The organism is Microbaculum mangrovi (assembly GCF_051390635.1).
In the GTDB taxonomy this organism is placed as follows: domain Bacteria; phylum Pseudomonadota; class Alphaproteobacteria; order Rhizobiales; family Tepidamorphaceae; genus Microbaculum.
Genome location: NZ_JBPODT010000001.1, coordinates 1,274,377 through 1,291,115 on the forward strand (window position 1 = coordinate 1,274,377; position 16,739 = coordinate 1,291,115).

General features: G+C 65.1%; 16 protein-coding genes (1 of these 16 running past the window's edge). 4 read left to right on the top strand and 12 right to left on the bottom strand.

The window, feature by feature from the left end:
• Positions 1–538, top strand: partial view of a peptidoglycan DD-metalloendopeptidase family protein gene (locus tag ACSF9G_RS06100; protein ID WP_436639483.1) — the 3' portion only. 1,406 nt of this gene lie to the left of the window's left edge; 538 of the gene's 1,944 nt are visible here — the last part of the coding sequence; the start codon falls outside the window, past its left edge; it ends in the stop codon at positions 536–538.
• An 82-nt stretch (positions 539–620) separates the two neighbouring features.
• Here the strand turns inward: ACSF9G_RS06100 and clpB are convergent, their stop codons facing one another.
• A complete protein-coding gene (clpB, locus tag ACSF9G_RS06105; protein WP_436639484.1) occupies positions 621–3,224 on the bottom strand; it encodes an ATP-dependent chaperone ClpB in 2,604 nt (867 codons plus the stop codon).
• 176 nt (positions 3,225–3,400) lie between these two features.
• Here clpB and ACSF9G_RS06110 point away from each other — a divergent pair, with 176 nt between their 5' ends.
• Positions 3,401–4,159 (top strand): MOSC domain-containing protein, encoded by a 759-nt coding sequence (locus ACSF9G_RS06110; RefSeq protein WP_436639485.1) that lies wholly within the window; start codon positions 3,401–3,403, stop codon positions 4,157–4,159.
• Between the two features lie 80 nt (positions 4,160–4,239).
• On the opposite strand, the gene ACSF9G_RS06115 is transcribed toward ACSF9G_RS06110, so the two are convergent.
• The 6 genes from ACSF9G_RS06115 to ppk2 all read right to left on the bottom strand — a co-directional run bounded on the left by ACSF9G_RS06115 (position 4,240) and on the right by ppk2 (position 11,975).
• The gene (locus ACSF9G_RS06115; protein WP_436639486.1) at positions 4,240–4,890 is read right to left on the bottom strand and encodes a DUF4167 domain-containing protein; all 651 of its coding nucleotides are present in this window, start codon (positions 4,888–4,890) and stop codon (positions 4,240–4,242) included.
• A gap of 422 nt (positions 4,891–5,312) precedes the next feature.
• The gene (prmC, locus tag ACSF9G_RS06120; protein ID WP_436639487.1) at positions 5,313–6,203 is read right to left on the bottom strand and encodes a peptide chain release factor N(5)-glutamine methyltransferase; all 891 of its coding nucleotides are present in this window, start codon (positions 6,201–6,203) and stop codon (positions 5,313–5,315) included.
• Complete coding sequence (gene prfA / locus ACSF9G_RS06125) at positions 6,203–7,282, bottom strand: peptide chain release factor 1 (RefSeq protein ID WP_436639488.1); 1,080 nt, start codon at positions 7,280–7,282, stop codon at positions 6,203–6,205. The genes prmC and prfA overlap by 1 nt, the downstream gene beginning before the upstream one ends.
• A gap of 34 nt (positions 7,283–7,316) precedes the next feature.
• The gene (gene ptsP / locus ACSF9G_RS06130; RefSeq protein ID WP_436639489.1) at positions 7,317–9,575 is read right to left on the bottom strand and encodes a phosphoenolpyruvate--protein phosphotransferase; all 2,259 of its coding nucleotides are present in this window, start codon (positions 9,573–9,575) and stop codon (positions 7,317–7,319) included.
• 94 nt (positions 9,576–9,669) lie between these two features.
• Positions 9,670–10,923 carry an aspartate kinase gene (locus ACSF9G_RS06135; RefSeq protein WP_436639491.1) on the bottom strand — a complete coding sequence of 418 codons (1,254 nt, stop codon included), beginning with the start codon at positions 10,921–10,923 and terminating at the stop codon, positions 9,670–9,672.
• A 131-nt stretch (positions 10,924–11,054) separates the two neighbouring features.
• Positions 11,055–11,975 (bottom strand): polyphosphate kinase 2, encoded by a 921-nt coding sequence (ppk2, locus tag ACSF9G_RS06140; protein ID WP_436639493.1) that lies wholly within the window; start codon positions 11,973–11,975, stop codon positions 11,055–11,057.
• A 188-nt stretch (positions 11,976–12,163) separates the two neighbouring features.
• On the opposite strand from ppk2, the gene ubiG reads away from it, so the two are divergent.
• The gene (ubiG, locus tag ACSF9G_RS06145) at positions 12,164–12,919 is read left to right on the top strand and encodes a bifunctional 2-polyprenyl-6-hydroxyphenol methylase/3-demethylubiquinol 3-O-methyltransferase UbiG (protein WP_436639495.1); all 756 of its coding nucleotides are present in this window, start codon (positions 12,164–12,166) and stop codon (positions 12,917–12,919) included.
• A 15-nt stretch (positions 12,920–12,934) separates the two neighbouring features.
• On the opposite strand, the gene ACSF9G_RS06150 is transcribed toward ubiG, so the two are convergent.
• The 4 genes from ACSF9G_RS06150 to ACSF9G_RS06165 all read right to left on the bottom strand — a co-directional run bounded on the left by ACSF9G_RS06150 (position 12,935) and on the right by ACSF9G_RS06165 (position 15,448).
• The gene (locus ACSF9G_RS06150) at positions 12,935–13,381 is read right to left on the bottom strand and encodes a DUF1178 family protein (protein ID WP_436639497.1); all 447 of its coding nucleotides are present in this window, start codon (positions 13,379–13,381) and stop codon (positions 12,935–12,937) included.
• The gene (locus ACSF9G_RS06155; RefSeq protein ID WP_436639499.1) at positions 13,378–14,247 is read right to left on the bottom strand and encodes a carbon-nitrogen hydrolase family protein; all 870 of its coding nucleotides are present in this window, start codon (positions 14,245–14,247) and stop codon (positions 13,378–13,380) included. The genes ACSF9G_RS06150 and ACSF9G_RS06155 overlap by 4 nt, the downstream gene beginning before the upstream one ends.
• A 92-nt stretch (positions 14,248–14,339) precedes the next feature.
• Complete coding sequence (gene grxC, locus ACSF9G_RS06160; protein ID WP_436639501.1) at positions 14,340–14,594, bottom strand: glutaredoxin 3; 255 nt, start codon at positions 14,592–14,594, stop codon at positions 14,340–14,342.
• Between the two features lie 59 nt (positions 14,595–14,653).
• Positions 14,654–15,448, bottom strand: coding sequence for a ComF family protein (locus tag ACSF9G_RS06165; RefSeq protein ID WP_436639503.1), 795 nt, complete (start codon positions 15,446–15,448; stop codon positions 14,654–14,656).
• A 121-nt stretch (positions 15,449–15,569) separates the two neighbouring features.
• Here ACSF9G_RS06165 and ACSF9G_RS06170 point away from each other — a divergent pair, with 121 nt between their 5' ends.
• Positions 15,570–16,490 (top strand): methyltransferase domain-containing protein, encoded by a 921-nt coding sequence (locus tag ACSF9G_RS06170; RefSeq protein WP_436639505.1) that lies wholly within the window; start codon positions 15,570–15,572, stop codon positions 16,488–16,490.
• 21 nt (positions 16,491–16,511) lie between these two features.
• On the opposite strand, the gene ACSF9G_RS06175 is transcribed toward ACSF9G_RS06170, so the two are convergent.
• The gene (locus ACSF9G_RS06175) at positions 16,512–16,691 is read right to left on the bottom strand and encodes a Flp family type IVb pilin (protein WP_436639507.1); all 180 of its coding nucleotides are present in this window, start codon (positions 16,689–16,691) and stop codon (positions 16,512–16,514) included.
• Positions 16,692–16,739 lie beyond the last annotated feature (48 nt).

The following is a 16,739-nucleotide window of genomic DNA, read 5'->3' on the forward strand; positions in this document are numbered from 1 at the left end:
TTTTTATGACGAGACGGGCAAGAGCGCGAAGAAGTTCCTGATGCGCAAGCCGGTTTCGGGCGGCACATTCCGCTCCAGCTTCGGCATGCGACGCCATCCGATTCTTGGCTACACGCGCATGCATTCCGGTGTCGACTGGGCGGCGCGCACGGGTACGCCGATCATGGCGTCAGGGAACGGCACCATCGCCTATGCCGACTGGAAGTCGGGCTATGGCCGCCACATCCGGATCCGCCACGCCAACGGATACGAGACGTCCTACAGCCACATGTCGGGCTTTGCCCGGGGCATCGCCGAAGGCTCGCGCGTCCGCCAGGGTCAGATCATCGGCTATATCGGCTCGACCGGCCTCTCGACCGGTCCGCACCTGCACTACGAGGTGATGGTCAACGGCCGGAACGTGGATCCGATGCGCATTCGTCTGCCGCGCGGCCGCGTGCTCGACGGACGCATGCTCGCCGCCTTCGAAAAGGAACGCGTCCGTATCGACGCCCTGATGAACCGCGCCCCGGCCTCGACACAGGTCGCCTCGCGCTGACCGGCGCCCGGCCACGAACCGAACAAAAAAACGCCCCGCCCGGACCTCCGGACGGGGCGTTTTGATTCGGACTGAAAGCCCGTCAGGCCGCCTTCTCGGAGACCTCCGCCGGGGCAAAGGTCAGCTCGCCCTCGGCTTCGCTGACGTGAACCTTTTCACCGTCATTAATCTCGCCGGCGAGGATCTTGCCCGCCAGCGGATCCTGCACCGCCTTCTGGATCACCCGTTTCAGCGGACGGGCGCCATAGGCCGGATCGTAACCCTTGTCAGCCAGCCAGTTGCGGGCCTTCTCGTCCAGATCGAGCGTGATCTTGCGCTCGGCCAGTAGTTTGCGCAGCCGCACGAGCTGGATGTCGACAATCGCACCCATCTGGTCGCGGCGCAGCCGGTGGAACAGCACGATCTCGTCGAGCCGGTTCAGGAACTCCGGCCGGAAGCTCGCCTTCACCACGTCCATGACCTTGTCGCGAACGGCATCCGAATCCTCGCCTTCCGGCTGATTCGCGAGATACTCCGAACCGAGATTCGAGGTCATCACGATCAACGCGTTTCGAAAATCGACCGTACGGCCCTGGCCGTCGGTCAGGCGCCCGTCGTCGAGCACCTGCAGAAGGACGTTGAACACGTCCGGATGCGCCTTCTCGATCTCGTCGAACAGCACCACCTGATAGGGCCGGCGCCGAACCGCTTCGGTCAATGCGCCGCCCTCCTCGTAGCCGACATAGCCGGGAGGCGCGCCGATCAGCCGGGCCACGGAGTGCTTCTCCATGAATTCCGACATGTCCATACGGACCATCGCCGTCTCGTCGTCGAACAGGAATTCGGCGAGCGCCTTGGTGAGCTCGGTCTTGCCGACGCCCGTGGGGCCCAGGAACATGAACGAGCCAATCGGCCGATTGGGGTCCTGCAGGCCCGCCCGGGCGCGGCGCACGGCGGTCGACACCGCTTCGACGGCCTCGTCCTGGCCGACGACGCGCTTCGCCAACGCCTCTTCCATACGCAAGAGCTTGTCGCGCTCGCCCTCCAGCATCTTGTCGACGGGGATCCCGGTCCAGCGCGATACCACCTGACCCACATGGTCGGGCATCACCGTTTCCTCGAGCATGACGTCGCCGCCTTCCTCGGTGTCCTCGATCTCCGCGACCTTCTTCTCCAGATCCGGAATGACCCCGTAGGCGAGTTCGCCGGCGCGCTGGTACTCGCCCGAGCGCTGCGCCTGGGCCAGCTCGTTGCGGGCATCGTCGAGCTGCTTCTTGAGGTCGGCGGCCGATCCGAGCTTGTCCTTCTCCGCCTTCCAGCGGGCCTCCAGATGAGAGGCCTTCTCCTCGAGGTCGGCGAGATCCTTCTCCAGCTTTTCGAGTCGGTCCCTCGAAGCCTTGTCGGTCTCTTTCTTCAGGGCCTCCCGCTCGATCTTGAGCTGGATGACGCGCCGGTCGAGCTCGTCGAGTTCCTCGGGCTTCGAATCCACCTGCATGCGGAGCCGCGACGCGGCCTCGTCAACGAGGTCGATCGCCTTGTCCGGCAGGAAACGGTCGGTGATGTAGCGATTCGACAGGGTCGCCGCTGCAACGAGCGCGGCGTCGCCGATTCGCACCCGGTGATGCTGCTCGTAGCGCTCCTTCAGGCCGCGCAGGATCGACACGGTGTCTTCCACCGTCGGCTCCGACACGAACACGGGCTGGAACCGGCGGGCGAGCGCGGCATCCTTCTCGACGTGCTTGCGATACTCGTCGAGCGTGGTCGCGCCAATGCAGTGCAAATCGCCGCGCGCGAGCGCGGGTTTGAGTAGATTGGACGCATCCATCGCCCCGTCTGCCTTGCCGGCCCCGACGAGCGTATGCATTTCGTCGATGAACAGGATGATTCCGCCTTCCGCCGAGCTGACCTCCTGCAGCACCGCCTTAAGCCGCTCCTCGAACTCGCCGCGATACTTGGCCCCGGCGATCAGCGCGCCCATGTCGAGGGCGAGAAGTTTCTTGTCCTTCAGGCTCTCCGGCACGTCGCCATTGATGATTCGCAGCGCCAGGCCTTCGGCGATCGCGGTTTTGCCAACGCCGGGCTCGCCGATGAGGACCGGGTTGTTCTTCGTTCGCCGCGACAGGACCTGGATCGTGCGGCGAATCTCGTCGTCGCGACCGATGACGGGATCGAGCTTGCCCTCGCGGGCGGCTTCGGTCAGGTCCCGCGCATAGCGCTTCAGCGCGTCATAGGCGTTCTCGGCCGATGCCGAATCGGCGGTACGGCCCTTGCGCAGCTCGTTAATCGCCGCGTTGAGGCTGTTCGCCGTCACGCCCGCGTCGGCGAGGATACGAAAGGACTCCGCACTCTTCTCCACCGACAGGGCCAGCAGCAACCGTTCGACCGTGACGAAATTGTCGCCGGCCTTGGAGGCTGCTTCCTCCGCGGTCTTGAAGACGCGCGCGGTCTGGGGCGCAAGATAGAGCTGACCGGCACCGCCGCCCTCGACCTTGGGCATCCTCGCCAGCGCCATCTCGACGGCTTGCAGCGCATCTTGCGGCCGGCCGCCGGCCTTCTGGATCAGGCCCGCGGCGAGACCCTCGGGATCGTCGAGCAGGACCTTGAGAAGATGTTCGGGGGTAAACTGCTGGTTGCCCTCGCGCAGGGCAAGCGCCTGGGCCGACTGGACGAAGCCGCGCGCCCTTTCGGTGTATTTCTCGAAATTCATGTGTCCCTCTTTTCCGGCACGTCGACACGGCCCAAAAGCACCGGATCGACATCCATAAGGAATTGTATTCGAGCGAGTGCCGTAGCCACCCGCTTCCCTAATATGGTGTTGCTTCCGCGCCACAAAAGGGGTGATGGTAGCGGCATTCGCTTCCATCGATTTGTCTAGGATTCCCCGTGCCAGACGCCACTATCGCCGCCCTTTATCGCTATCCCGTGAAGGGCCTGTCCGCGGAGCCGCTGGACACGGTCACGCTTTCTCCCGGCGCACCGCTCCCCTTCGACCGGGCCTGGGCGATCGAGAACGGACCAAGCGGCTTCGATCCGAACGCGCCGGCAAAGATGCCGAAGATCAAGTTCCTGATGCTGATGAAGAACGAGCGTCTGGCTGCGCTGGAAACCAGATTCGACGAAGAGACCGGCGAGCTGACGATCCTGCGCCACGGCAAACGGGTCGCCGGCGGCAAGCTTGACGAGCCGCTCGGCCGCCAGCTCATCGAACAGTTCTTTTCCGCCTATATGGCGGACGACCTGCGCGGCCCTCCGAGAATCCTGTCGCAACCCGGCCACACCTTTTCCGACGTCGGCAAACCGGTCGTCTCGATCATGAATCTGGCGAGCGTGCGCGACCTCGAACGGATCGCCGGGCGGTCCGTTCATCCGCTGCGTTTTCGCGCCAACGTCTACTGCGAGGGATGGCCGGCCTGGACCGAGTTCGACAAGGTCGGTGCGGAACTGCGGATCGGCGATGACGTCGTCGTCAAGGTCGTCCAGCGGATCGTCCGGTGCGCGGCGACGAACGTGGATCCGGAAACGGCCGCGCGCGACATGCAGATCCCGCGGCTTCTGGACCGGAATTTCGGTCACTCCGACCTCGGGATTTACGCCGAGATCATTCGCGGCGGCACGATTCGTAGCGGCGATACGCTCGCCTAGGACGCCGTCCTAGGAATCAGGCCTCATAGCAAACAGGCCCCTGAAGGGGCCTGCGCAATCGTCCCAGTCTTGTCTGGCGCTCAGTCGCCTGCGGGCGCCAGCGTCTCGGCCGCCGCGTCGCCGGCCGCCTTGGTTTCGGGCTTGTCCGCCTCGGCGCTGCCGTTCGAGCCGCTCGCCGGAGTGGCGTCATCGGGCTGTTTGGCTGCAGCTTCCGGGCTTGTGCGGCGACGGCGCCGCTTCGGCGGCTGAACCCCATTGCCGTCCGCAGCCGCATCCTGCTCCGGCTTGGCCGCTTCGCCTTCAGTGGAGGCTGCAGCAACCGACACGTCCGGCTGAGGCTGTTCACTTTGTTGCGGCTGAATGGCCGGCTGAGGCCCCTGACCACGCTGAGGCTGAGCCGTCGTGTCCTCATCGGCGTCATCGTCGCCGTCGTCGGACCCGTTCATCCGCTGCCGAGGCTGATCGCCCTGGCCGGACTGCTGCGGATTCTGGGCCTGCGCCGCGGCGATGATCCGGAAATAATGCTCGGCGTGCTGGAGATAGTTCTCCGCGCCGACAGGATCACCCGACGACTGCGCGTCGCGGGCAAGCTGCAAGTACTTCTCGGCGACATGCGAGGCCGTGCCTCGAATTTTCACGTCGGGACCATTACTTTCGTAGGTCCGTGATAGCGGACTCGGGCCCCTGCGGCCTCGTCCGCGCATTCTCTTGTTCTGCTGTCCCGGTCTCATGGGAGTTTAGTCATCTCCATTTGAAAGAAATATCATCCCAGCCGAGGCGATTAACGCCTATCTCGGCAACGAACGGGTTTCACGCTCGCCGTGTCCTGCTCCGAACTTTCAGGTCGCTGCCATCGTGTGGCGCATATCGGTCCGTTTCAGAGCGATTTCCCGGTCCTTGTCGCCAGCGCGGGCGAATACCTCTCCGGATCCGAGTGCAATCGCGTGCACCCATAGACCGGATAGCGCGGCGAAGTACGGGAACTTCTCCTATTTCGAGGCGTGGTCCATATGCCCCATTCCCATCGGTCAGCGCTCTTGCCCCAAAGGCACCGCCGGAAGGCGCAAGCAGCTTCGTAACGAGCCGCCTCCGAACCACGTTTTCGAAACTAGCCTGTTCGGCCCGGCATTCCAAGCGCTTTTTGACTGAAACCTTACGCAGCGTCATAAGGCGCCACCTCAAGCACGCGCTCGACGTCGCTGAGGTCACGGATGGTCCGACGGACCGTCAAGCCGCGCTTTTCCGCAAGAGCCGCGACCGCCATGCGCTGGCCGATCCCAAGCTCCAGAACCAGCGCCCCGCTGGGCTTCAGAACCCGTGCCGCGTCGGCGAGGATCGCCCGATAGGCGTCTAGCCCATCCGCCCCACCGTCAAGGGCGGCGATCGGGTCGTGGTCCGCGACTTCACGAGCAAGCCCGGCGCGGTCCCCCGTAGGAATATAGGGAGGATTGGATACGATTACATCGAATCCGTCGGTGGTCAGGGCCGCCGACCAGTCGCCGACCACGAAACCGGCGCGTCCCCCGACACCATTCGCCGCCGCGTTCTCCATAGCGACGCCGGCCGCGCCGGCTGCAATGTCGAGTCCGATCCCGTAGGCGGCCGGCAGTTCACTCAATAACGCGACCAGGAGACATCCGGTTCCGGTTCCCAGGTCCGCGATGCGCAGCGGCGCCGCCCTGCCGGGTCCCGCATCGATGAATTCCAGCGCTGCCTGCACCACCGTTTCGCTGTCCGGTCGCGGCTCCAGCGTGTCCGGCCCGAGGATGAACTCGAGACCCCAGAACTCGCGATTCCCCAGTATCCGACCGACCGGTTCGCCCTCACGCCGACGGGCGATCAACGCTTCGATGCGGGCCTGATCCTCTTCACCAAGCACGCGACGCCCCTCGGCGATCATCGCCACCCGATCCAGTCCGAGCGCATGGCCGGCGAGGAGGCGTGCGTCGAGGTCCGGGGTCGCGACGCCGGCCGCCGCCAGTTGGCGCCGCGCTTGCAGCACGGCTTCGGAAAGCGTCGGGGCGGCTCCGCCCGACGGGTTCATCAGACCCGTACTTCCGGCCGCAGATCCTCGGCGGCCAGCCGGCGGGCCTGATCCTCGGTGATCAGCGCATCGATGACTTCGCCCAGCGCCTCGCCTGCGATCACCTTGTCGAGCTTGTAGAGCGTCAGGTTGATGCGGTGATCGGTAACCCGGCCCTGCGGGAAATTGTAGGTGCGGATCCGTTCCGAGCGGTCGCCCGAGCCAACCTGCCCCTTGCGGTCGGCCGCGCGCTCGGAGTCGCGCCGCTCGCGCTCCTCGTCGTAGAGTTTCGCGCGCAGCAGCTTCATCGCCTTGGCCTTGTTCTTGTGCTGCGACCGCTCGTCCTGCACGGCGACGACAATACCGGTCGGCAGATGGGTGATACGCACAGCCGAGTCGGTCGTATTGACGTGCTGGCCGCCGGCACCCGACGAACGGTAGACGTCGATCCTCAGGTCGCCCTCGTCGACGTCGATGTCGACATCCTGGGCTTCAGGCAGCACGGCGACGGTCGCCGCCGATGTATGAATACGCCCCGACGCTTCCGTTTCCGGCACCCGTTGCACCCGGTGAACGCCGGATTCGAACTTCATCTTGGCGAAAACGCCGCGGCCCGACACCTCGGCGATGATCTCGCGAAAGCCGCCGCGGTCCGATTCGCTTTCCGACAGAACATTGACCTTCCAGCCTTCCAGCTCGGCGTAGCGCTGGTACATGCGGAACAGATCCGCCGCGAACAGAGCCGCCTCTTCGCCGCCGGTGCCGGCACGGATTTCCAGGATTGCGCCCTTTTCGTCCGCAACGTCACGCGGCAGGAGCAGGATGCGCATCTCGCGCTCCAGGTCCTCGATTTTTATCTGCAGGTCGGCGACTTCGGCCTCGGCGAGATCCGCCATCTCCGGATCGTCGAGCATGTTGCGGGCTGATTCCAGGTCGGCGCTCATCTTCAGGAGGTCGCTTGCCTTCGCCGCGACGGCCGAGATCTCGGCGTGCTCGCGCGACAGCCGCACGAATGCCTCCGCATCGGGCGGCGACGACATTTCGTGTTCGATCCGCTCCAGGCGGTCGACAAGAGACTGCAGCTTTTCCCTGGCTATCATTCGGGGGCTATCATTCGCGGGCTATCACCATTCGTCAGATCTGCACGTCGTGCTGGTGCGCGAAGGCGATCAACTCCTTGCGCAGACCTTGGTGCGGCATGTGGAGTTCGGGCATCAACCAGTTCTGCAGCGCGCCGAGATCGAGACTCATCAGCATCGACTTGACCGGTCCGATGGCTGCCGGCGCCATCGAGATCGACCGGTAGCCGATGCCGAGCAACGCCATCGCGCTCAACGGATCGCCGGCGAGTTCGCCACACAACGTTACGGGAACGCCGCCCGAATCAGCCACCTCGATCACCTTGCGCAGGGCCCGCAGAGGCGCCGGCGACAACGGGTCGAACCGATCGGCGAGCTGCGAATTCGCCCGGTCGATGGCGAACAGGAACTGCAGCAGATCGTTCGAGCCGACCGACAGGAAATCGACGCGGGCCACGAGTTCCTCGAGCTGCCACAGCAGGGACGGCACCTCGACCATCGCTCCAAGCAGTATCTTGTTCGGAATCGGATGGCCGTGCCGCTCCAGGTACCGCCGGTCACGTTCGACCAGTTCCCGGGCCCGGTCAAACTCGTCGACCTCGGTGATCATCGGGAACATGAGCCTGAGTTCACGGCCGGCGGCGGCGTGCAGCAGTGCCCGAATCTGGGTCCGCAGCAACCCTGGCCGGTCGAGTGCCATGCGGATCGCCCGCCAGCCGAGCGCCGGGTTCTCCTCCTGCGCACTGCGCATATAGGGAAGCACCTTGTCGCCGCCAACATCGAGCGAGCGGAACGTCACCGTCAGCCCGTTCGCGGCGTCAAGCACAGCGCGATAAAGAGCGAGTTGCTCGCGCATCCGCGGGAATGTCGCCGCGACCATGAACTGCAGCTCGGTGCGGAACAGTCCAATTCCCGCCGCCCCCGCTTCCTTGACGTGCGGCAGATCAACCAGCAGTCCGGCATTGACCATGAGGTCGATGGTCTGGCCGTCGCGGGTGACGGCCGGCTTGTCCCTGAGCTGGCGGTACTGCTCCTGCCGACGCGCCCGGAATCTCACTTTCTCGATATAGGCGGCCTCGACATCGGCGGGCGGACGCACGTGCACCTCGCCCGAAAGACCGTCGACTATGATCGGATCGCCGAAATTGACCAGGTCGAGTATGCCGTCGACCTGGCCGACGGTAGCGATGCCGAGTGCGCGGGCGACAATCGTCACGTGGCTGGTCGGGGCCCCCTCCTCGAGCACGAGTGCGCGCAGACGCTCGCGGTCGTAGTCGAGCAATTCGGCGGGGCCCATGTTGCGCGCCACGATGATCGCGTCCCGCGGCAACTCGAACTCGGCGAGATGGTCCCAGCCGACAAGCTGGCGCAGGAGCCGGTTGGCGAGATCGTCGAGATCATGCAGTCGGTCGCGCAGATAGGGGTCGGTCTGGCGCAGCATCCGAGCGCGCGTATCGTTCTGGACGCGCTCGACCGCCGCTTCCGCCGTGAGGCCCGTCGTCACAGCCTCGCGGATACGTTCCGCCCAGCCCCGGTCGTAGGCGAACATGCGGTAGGCTTCGAGCACCTCGCGATGCTCGCCGGCGCGCAGGATGTCGGACCGCGTCAGCAGGTCCTCGACCGAGGTGCGCACATGGCCCAGGGCCTCTTCGAGGCGCGCCAGTTCCGAGTGCGGGTCCTCCGCGATCAGGTTCGTGACGACCAGTCGCGGCTCGTGCAGGACAACGTGACCAAGGCCGAGGCCTTCGGTAAGCGCGCGTCCGGTCAGGTGTTGCGGACGACGCAGGGCCAGGTTTTCACCGGGCGTGACGAGGCTATCCAGTTCGTCGCCGGCGATCATCTCGGCGAGCACCATCGCCGTAGTCTGCAGCGCCTCGACCTCTTCCTCAGAGTAGATTCGCTGCGTCCGGTTCTGCACCACGAGCACGCCGAGCGTCTGGCCGCCGCGCAGGATCGGCACTCCGAGGAAGGAGTGGTAGATCTCCTCGCCGGTCTCCGGCAGATAGGCGAACGCGGGGTGCTGCTGGGCGTCGGGCAGGTTCAGCGGCTCGGCTTCGGCCGCGATGGTGCCGACCAGGCCTTCTCCGAGATTCAGGCTGGTTTTATGGATTGCCTCGCGCTTCAGCCCCTCGGTGGCGAACAGCTCCAGGCGTGCGTCACCGCGCAGGACATAGACCGAGCACACCTCCGCCACCATGTTGGAGGCGATGGTCACAACGATCTTGTCGAGCCGTTCCTGCGCGTTGACCGGATCCGCCATCAACTCGCGGAGCCGTCTTAGCATAACGCGCGGGCCGCCGATCGAGCCCCGCATTCCGGTCGTTCCCTGGTGCGCCGCGTGGTGCGACGATTCTAACCCACCTAGCCCCTAACGGGACCAGTGCAGCCGGCGGGATCAGTCCGTCGCGTTAGTGATTGTTGAGACCGTATAGCGAATGCAAAGTCCGCACCGCAAGTTCGGTATAGGCCGCATCGATCAGGATCGATATCTTGATCTCCGATGTGGTGATGGCCTGAATGTTGATGCCCTTTTCGGCCAAAGCCTGGAAACACTGCGCCGCGACGCCCGCATGACTGCGCATTCCGATACCGATGACGGAGACTTTCACGACATCGGCCGATCCGGTTACTTCCTCGTATCCGATCTCGTCGCTGGCGGCGCGAATCACCTCCAGGGCCCGGTCAAAATCCGCCCGCGGCACTGTGAAGGTCATGTCGGTGTGGCCGCCGTCGGCGGACACGTTCTGGACGATCATGTCGACATTGATGTTGGCCTCGGCGAGCGGCACGAAAACGCTTGCCGCCACGCCCGGCTTGTCGGCGACGCGTCTCAGCGTGATCTTCGCCTCGTCCTTGGAAAAGGCAATTCCGGTGACGATCTGCTTTTCCACGATCTCGTCCTCGTCGCAGATGAGTGTACCCGACGGCAGTCCGCCCGCGCCCGCCTGGGGCGCATCCGGGTCATCGAAACTGGAGCGCACGAAGGTGCGCACTCCGTGCACCATCGCCAGCTCCACGGAACGGACCTGCAGCACCTTCGCGCCGAGCGAGGCCATTTCGAGCATTTCCTCGAAGGCGACCCGATCGAGCCGCCTGGCATCCGGCACGATGCGCGGGTCCGTCGTATAGACGCCGTCGACGTCGGTATAGATGTCGCAGCGGTCGGCACTGATCGCCGCGGCAATGGCCACCGCGCTGGTATCCGAACCGCCGCGCCCGAGCGTGGCGATACGGTTGTCTGGGGCGATACCCTGGAACCCGGCGATCACCGCGACATGGCCCTGGCGGAACCGGTCGACAAGGATTTCCGACGGGATTTCCTTGATCCGCGCCGCGCCATGCGCCGAATCGGTACGGATCGGAATTTGCCAGCCGAGCCAGGAGCGAGCCGAGACGCCCATGTCCTGCAGCACGATGGCGAGCAGCCCGCTGGTAATTTGCTCGCCGGCGGCGACCACCGCGTCGTACTCGCGCGCATCGTGCATCGCCGCGGCTTCCCGCGTCCATGCGACGAGCTGATTGGTGAAGCCGGCCATCGCCGAGACCACGACGGCAACCTCGTTACCGACGTCGACCTCCCGCTTCACGTGGCGCGCCACGTTGCGAATGCGGCCGATATCGGCGACGGAAGTCCCGCCGAATTTCATCACGATACGGGCCATGCTGGGATCCGAAAACGGGGTCTCGTTGCAACAGAAAACGCACGAAAGCGCGAGGCGGGCCTTTCCCGCGCACTAGATACTCGTTCGCTTCCGTTGGCGCAACTGGCCGCTTCGACACCGGCGCTCTCGCTCTAATAGCGTTCGGGCACGTAGAGTTCGTCGGGCAGAACCTTGCGTTCGTAGGACGGATTGAAGACACGCTCGGGCAGATCGACCGCCTCCTGCGGAATGTCTTCGTAGGGCACCTGGGTCAACAGGTGGTGGATGCAGTTCAGCCGCGCCCGCTTCTTGTCGTCCCCCTCCACGATCCACCAATGCGCCTCGGGGATGTTCGTCTTGTCGAGCATCTCCTCCTTGACCTTGGTGTAGTCTTCCCAGCGTATCCGGGACTGGAGATCCATCGGGCTCAGCTTCCACTGCTTGAGCGGATCGTGGATGCGCATCATGAAGCGCAACTGCTGTTCCTGATCTGTGATGGAGAACCAGTACTTGATGAGCTTGACGCCCGATCGCACCAGCATGCGCTCGAATTCCGGGACGTCGTGGAAAAACTCCTCGACCTGTTCGGGTGTCGCGAAGTCCATCACACGCTCGACGCCGGCGCGGTTGTACCAGGACCGGTCGAACAGCACCATTTCTCCGGCGGCGGGCAGGTGCGGCACGTACCGCTGGAAGTACCACTGCGTCTTCTCGCGCTCGCTGGGAGCCGGCAGCGCCACCACCCGGCAGACACGCGGGTTGAGTCGCTGGGTAATGCGCTTGATGACGCCGCCCTTGCCGGCTGCGTCGCGCCCCTCGAAGATGACGACGAGCTTGTAGCCGGTATGGGCGATCCAGTCCTGCAGCTTGACCAGTTCCGCCTGGAGACGGAACAGCTCGTGGAAATAGAGCCGACGGTCGATCTCCGATTTGTGCCTGAGCGCCTTGATCGCGTCGAGGTTGCCCATCAGGCGCTCGTCGTCGATCTCCATCTCCAGTTCTTCGTCGAAACTGTCCTGCAGCTCCGCCTCGACCCAGGTTTTCCCGTCGCTTTCCGGTCCGTCCGTCGTCATCCCGTTCTTCCTGATTGGCCTCGCCACTCGCCGGCGACATGTTCAAACTAGGACGACGATTTGACAATCGCATATCGGGAACATATCGGACCGGAACATCGGGCGAACGCGCGATGACGCGCCGGTGCCGGCGACGTCTCGGTCAAACTGTGCTTGACTTGAAGCCCCCGTCGCGAGAGGCGTAGCGCATGGCCACGCGCAAGACAGCAACCGCAACCACCATCGACGAGGCCGAGGTCGCCCATTTCTCGGCGCTCGCCGCCGAATGGTGGAATCCGACCGGTAAGTTCGGCGTCCTGCATAAGTTCAATCCGGTCCGGCTCGACTATATCCGCGACCACGTCACCGCGCATTTCGGCCGCGATTCCCGCAGCGACAGGAGCCTCGAGGGACTGCGCGTTCTCGATATCGGCTGCGGCGGAGGGCTGCTCTGCGAGCCGATGGCACGGCTCGGCGCAGATGTCGTCGGCGTCGACCCGGCGGAGAAGAACATCGGCACCGCCCGTGTCCATGCGCAAGGATCGGGCCTGGCTATCGACTACCGCGCCACCACCGCCGAAGCGCTGGCGGAGGCGGGCGAGGGCTTCGACGTCGTTCTCAACATGGAGGTCGTCGAGCACGTTGCCGATATCGATCTGTTCCTCGGCGCGTGCGCGGATATGGTGAAACCCGGCGGGCTGATGTTCGTCGCCACCATCAACCGCACGCTGAAAGCGTTCGCGCTGGCGATCGTCGGGGCGGAATACGTGCTCGGCTGGGTCCCGCGTGGAACCCACCAGTGGGACAAGTTCGTAACGCCGGGGGAACTGGAAGAGGCGCTCAGTCACCACGGCATGTCGGTGCTCGACCGCGCCGGCGCCGTCTATTCGCCCCTGACGGACGAATGGCGGCGCAGCGCCCGCGATCTCGACGTCAATTTCATGCTGGTGGCCGAAAAGGCCTGAGTGCGACCCGCCCGCTCAGTTCTTGTCCTCGGGCAGGATCGGCAGCGGATGCAGCTCGACCCCCTCATCGATCAGCGACTTGGCGTCCTCAAGGCTCGCCTCGCCATAGATCGAGCGCTTGTCGGCTTCCTCGTAATGGATCTTGCGCGCTTCCTCGGCGAAACGCTCGCCGACATACTCGGAATTCTCCACCACGTGCTTCTTCAGTTGCCGCAGGGTATCGATCAGTTCCGCATGGCGCGGATCCGACGTGGCCACCGGCACAGCCTCCGCCGGTGCCTGGGCGCCCTTTTTCTTGGTCCCCGTTACCGCCGGCGCCATCAACGCCTTGGAAACCGTCGTCGAGCCGCAGGCCGGGCAGGCGACGGCCTCGGCCTTCACCTGCTTGTCGAAGCTGGCCGAATCCTTGAACCAGCCCTCGAACTCGTGGTCCTGCTCGCAGATCAGCGAGTAGCGGATCATGACGCGCGCCGTTCCTGCGTTTCGACCGGCGGCTGGAACGTCCGGTCATGGGTCAGCGAGGGCACCCGCCCGCGCGCTTCCTCGACCTTCGCCAGATCGATCTCGGCGACAATCACCTCCGGCTCCGTGCCCGCTTCCGCGAGCACTTCGCCCCACGGCGCCACGATCAGGCTGTGGCCGTATGTCGCCCGCCCGTTCTCGTGCATGCCGCCCTGCGCGGCGGAAATCAGGAAAGCGCCGTTCTCCACCGCCCGCGCCCGCTGCAGCAGGTGCCAATGCGCCTCGCCGGTCACCTTGGTGAAGGCGGCGGGTGCCGAAAGCACCGTCGCACCGGCCTTGGCGAGCGCCCGGTAGAGATAGGGGAAGCGGATGTCATAACAGATCGACAGCCCGAGGCGTGCCCAGGGCAGATCCGCGACGACCGCCGCCGTACCTGAACGGTAGGTCGCCGATTCGCGGTAGGTCTCGCCGTTGGGCAGGTCGACGTCGAACATGTGAATCTTGTCGTAGCGGGCGGCGATCACACCCTGCGGATCTATGACAAAGGCCCGGTTGGCGCCCTGCGTCTCGGAGACCCGGATGGCGAGCGAGCCGACATGCAGCCAGATGCCGAGTTCGGCGGCGAGTTTGCGGAAGACGGCGAGCGCCTTGTCGTTCTCCTCGTCGGTAATGGATTCGAACAGTTTCGCCCGCTGGAGTTCCATGATCCCGGTCTGTTCGGGCGTCTGCACGTAGTCGACACCGCGCTTGGCCGCTTCCCGGATCAGGGCGACGGCCGCCTCGATGTTGCGGTCGACCGACCGCGTCCCCTGCATCTGGACGCAGGCTGCCGTGAATTTCCGGGAACCGGCCATCTTCGCGGTCATATCGTCACCTTCGAACAATCGAACCGGGCCATGTTACCCGAAACAGCCTATCGGCGGCACGTTGGTTCATGGTTAACGGATCGTTTATGGCGTCATGCCGCCAGCAAGTCGTCCAGCTTGCCCTGGCGGTCAAGAGCATGGATGTCGTCCGATCCCCCCACCGATACCCCGTCGATGAACACCTGAGGCACCGTATGGCGGCCGGATTTCTGCATCATTTCGGTGCGCAGCGCTGGGGTCCGGCTGACGTCAATCTCCTCGAATTCGACGTTCTTCGCCTTCAAGAGCCGCTTCGCGGTGAAGCAATAGGGGCAAAACGGGGTGGTGTAGATGATGACTTTGGCCATTGAAGAAATCCCGATCGGTACGACACCGGACATATGCCGGGCACGGAATATATGGCGGCTCAAATCAGGGCAACAACCCTGGCGAAGGTCAGCACATCGACCCTCGCCGCTCCCGCGCGCCGGCAGACACGGGCGCAGGCGTCCACCGTCGCCCCCGTCGTCATGACGTCGTCGACGATCAGCACTCGCCGCCCCTCCACCAGCGGGCGGTCCTCCCGCATCACCTTGAAGGCGCCCGAGACGTTTCTCCGCCGTTCGGACGCCGAAAGGCCGATCTGGCGGCGTGTGCCTTTCACCCGCGTGATCGCGGTCGGCGCGTAGTCGCGACCGGTTCGCCGCGCGATAGGCTCGGCGAGAAGGGCGGACTGGTTGAAGCGGCGCGAGAACAGGCGCCGGCGATGCAGCGGCACCGGCACGACCACATCGCAATCGCCGATCAGCTCGGCGCCGGCGCGGATCATCTGCATGGCCATGACATCGGCCATCTCCAGCCGATCTTTAAATTTCAACGCATGGACCAGCGCCCGCGCGGGACCATCGTAGCGGGCAACCGTGCGGGCGCGGTCGTAATCCGGCGGATCGGAGATTGCCGCCGGGCTGACGAGCGGCTCGCCGGAATCGTAGGGAAACGGCGTGCCGAGCGTCTGGCAGAAGGGTGGCGCGACGAAATCGACCCTGGCCCAGCACGGCCCGCACAGGCCCGGCGCCGTCACCGCGCCGCCGCAGGCCGCGCAGCGCGGCGGCAGGACCAGGTCGACGACACGCCTGCCGGCGCCCCCCAGGGCCACCGCGATCGTGTTCACGAAGCCGGAGCGGATCCGCTTCGCGATCGCTCCTTCGACCTCGACGCTCATGACCGGCCATCCTGCCTTGGCGGCAAGCGTCGGTCGCCGCTGGCGATCCGTCAAGCGCCTTTGACCATTGGCCCGCCACGCGTCATATCTGCCCTGAAGATAGAAACCAGGATGCTTTCCCGTGACCGACGGGCTGACATTGTTCGACCGGGCCGCGCTCGCCCGCAATCGCGCGCGTGCCGCCGAAACCCTTGCGGAGGCCGATTTCCTGCTAGCCGAGGCCGCCGACGGGCTCGCCGCCCGCCTGCTGCCGATCGCCCGCGAGTTTCCCCTCGCCCTCGATCTCGGCGCCCATGACGGGCGGCTCGGCCGCGCCGCGCTCGCCACCGGCAAGATCGGCACGCTGATCAGCGCCGAGCGTTGCCGGCCGCTGTTATCCAGACTACCGGCGCCCAGGCTCGCCCTCGACGAGGAGGCGCTGCCGATCCGCGACGAAAGCCTCGATCTGGTGCTGTCGTCGCTGACGCTGCAATGGGTCAACGACCTGCCCGGGACTCTGATCCAGATCCGCCGCGCGCTGAGGCCCGACGGCCTGTTCATGGCCGCGATCATCGGCGGCGAATCGCTGAAGGAGCTGCGCGAGGCCTTCATTGCCGCTGAGACGGAGATCCTTGGCGGGATCTCGCCACGGGTCGCTCCGTTCGTGGAGATCCGCGATGCCGGCGCACTGCTGCAACGGGCGGGCTTCGCCTTGCCCGTCGTCGACGCCGACACGCTGACGGTGCGCTACGGGCAGCCCTTCGCGTTGCTGCGTGACCTGAAGCGCATGGGTTGGTCGAACGCGCTCACCGAGCGGGCGCGGGCGCCGCTGCGCCGCGACGTGCTGGTCAGGGCCATGGAACTCTACGCCGAGCGCAATGCCGATCCCGACGGGCGCCTACGCGCCACGTTCGAGTTCATCTATCTGCTGGGCTGGGCGCCGGACGAGAGCCAGCAGAAACCGCTGATGCCGGGCAGCGCGCGGATGCGCCTCGCCGATGCGCTGGGCACGAGAGAGCACTCGGCCGGAGAGCGCGCCGGCAATCGGGCAGATCCGGATTGAGGCGGATCCGCCGAGCGCCGGTTATTTGAAGCTGTCGTTGACGGCCTGGTAGTTGGAAGTCAGCGTTCCGCCGAACTCGAATACAATGGCGGTAATCGCAACAAAGATCCCTGCGGCAATCAGGCCATACTCGATTGCCGACGCGCCACGCTCGTCGGCAAAGAAACGTTTCAGGGGATTTTGAACTCGCGACGGAATCATTGTCCGGTCCTCGCAATCTCTTTGGTCCGCCCCCTTTAATCCGCGCAG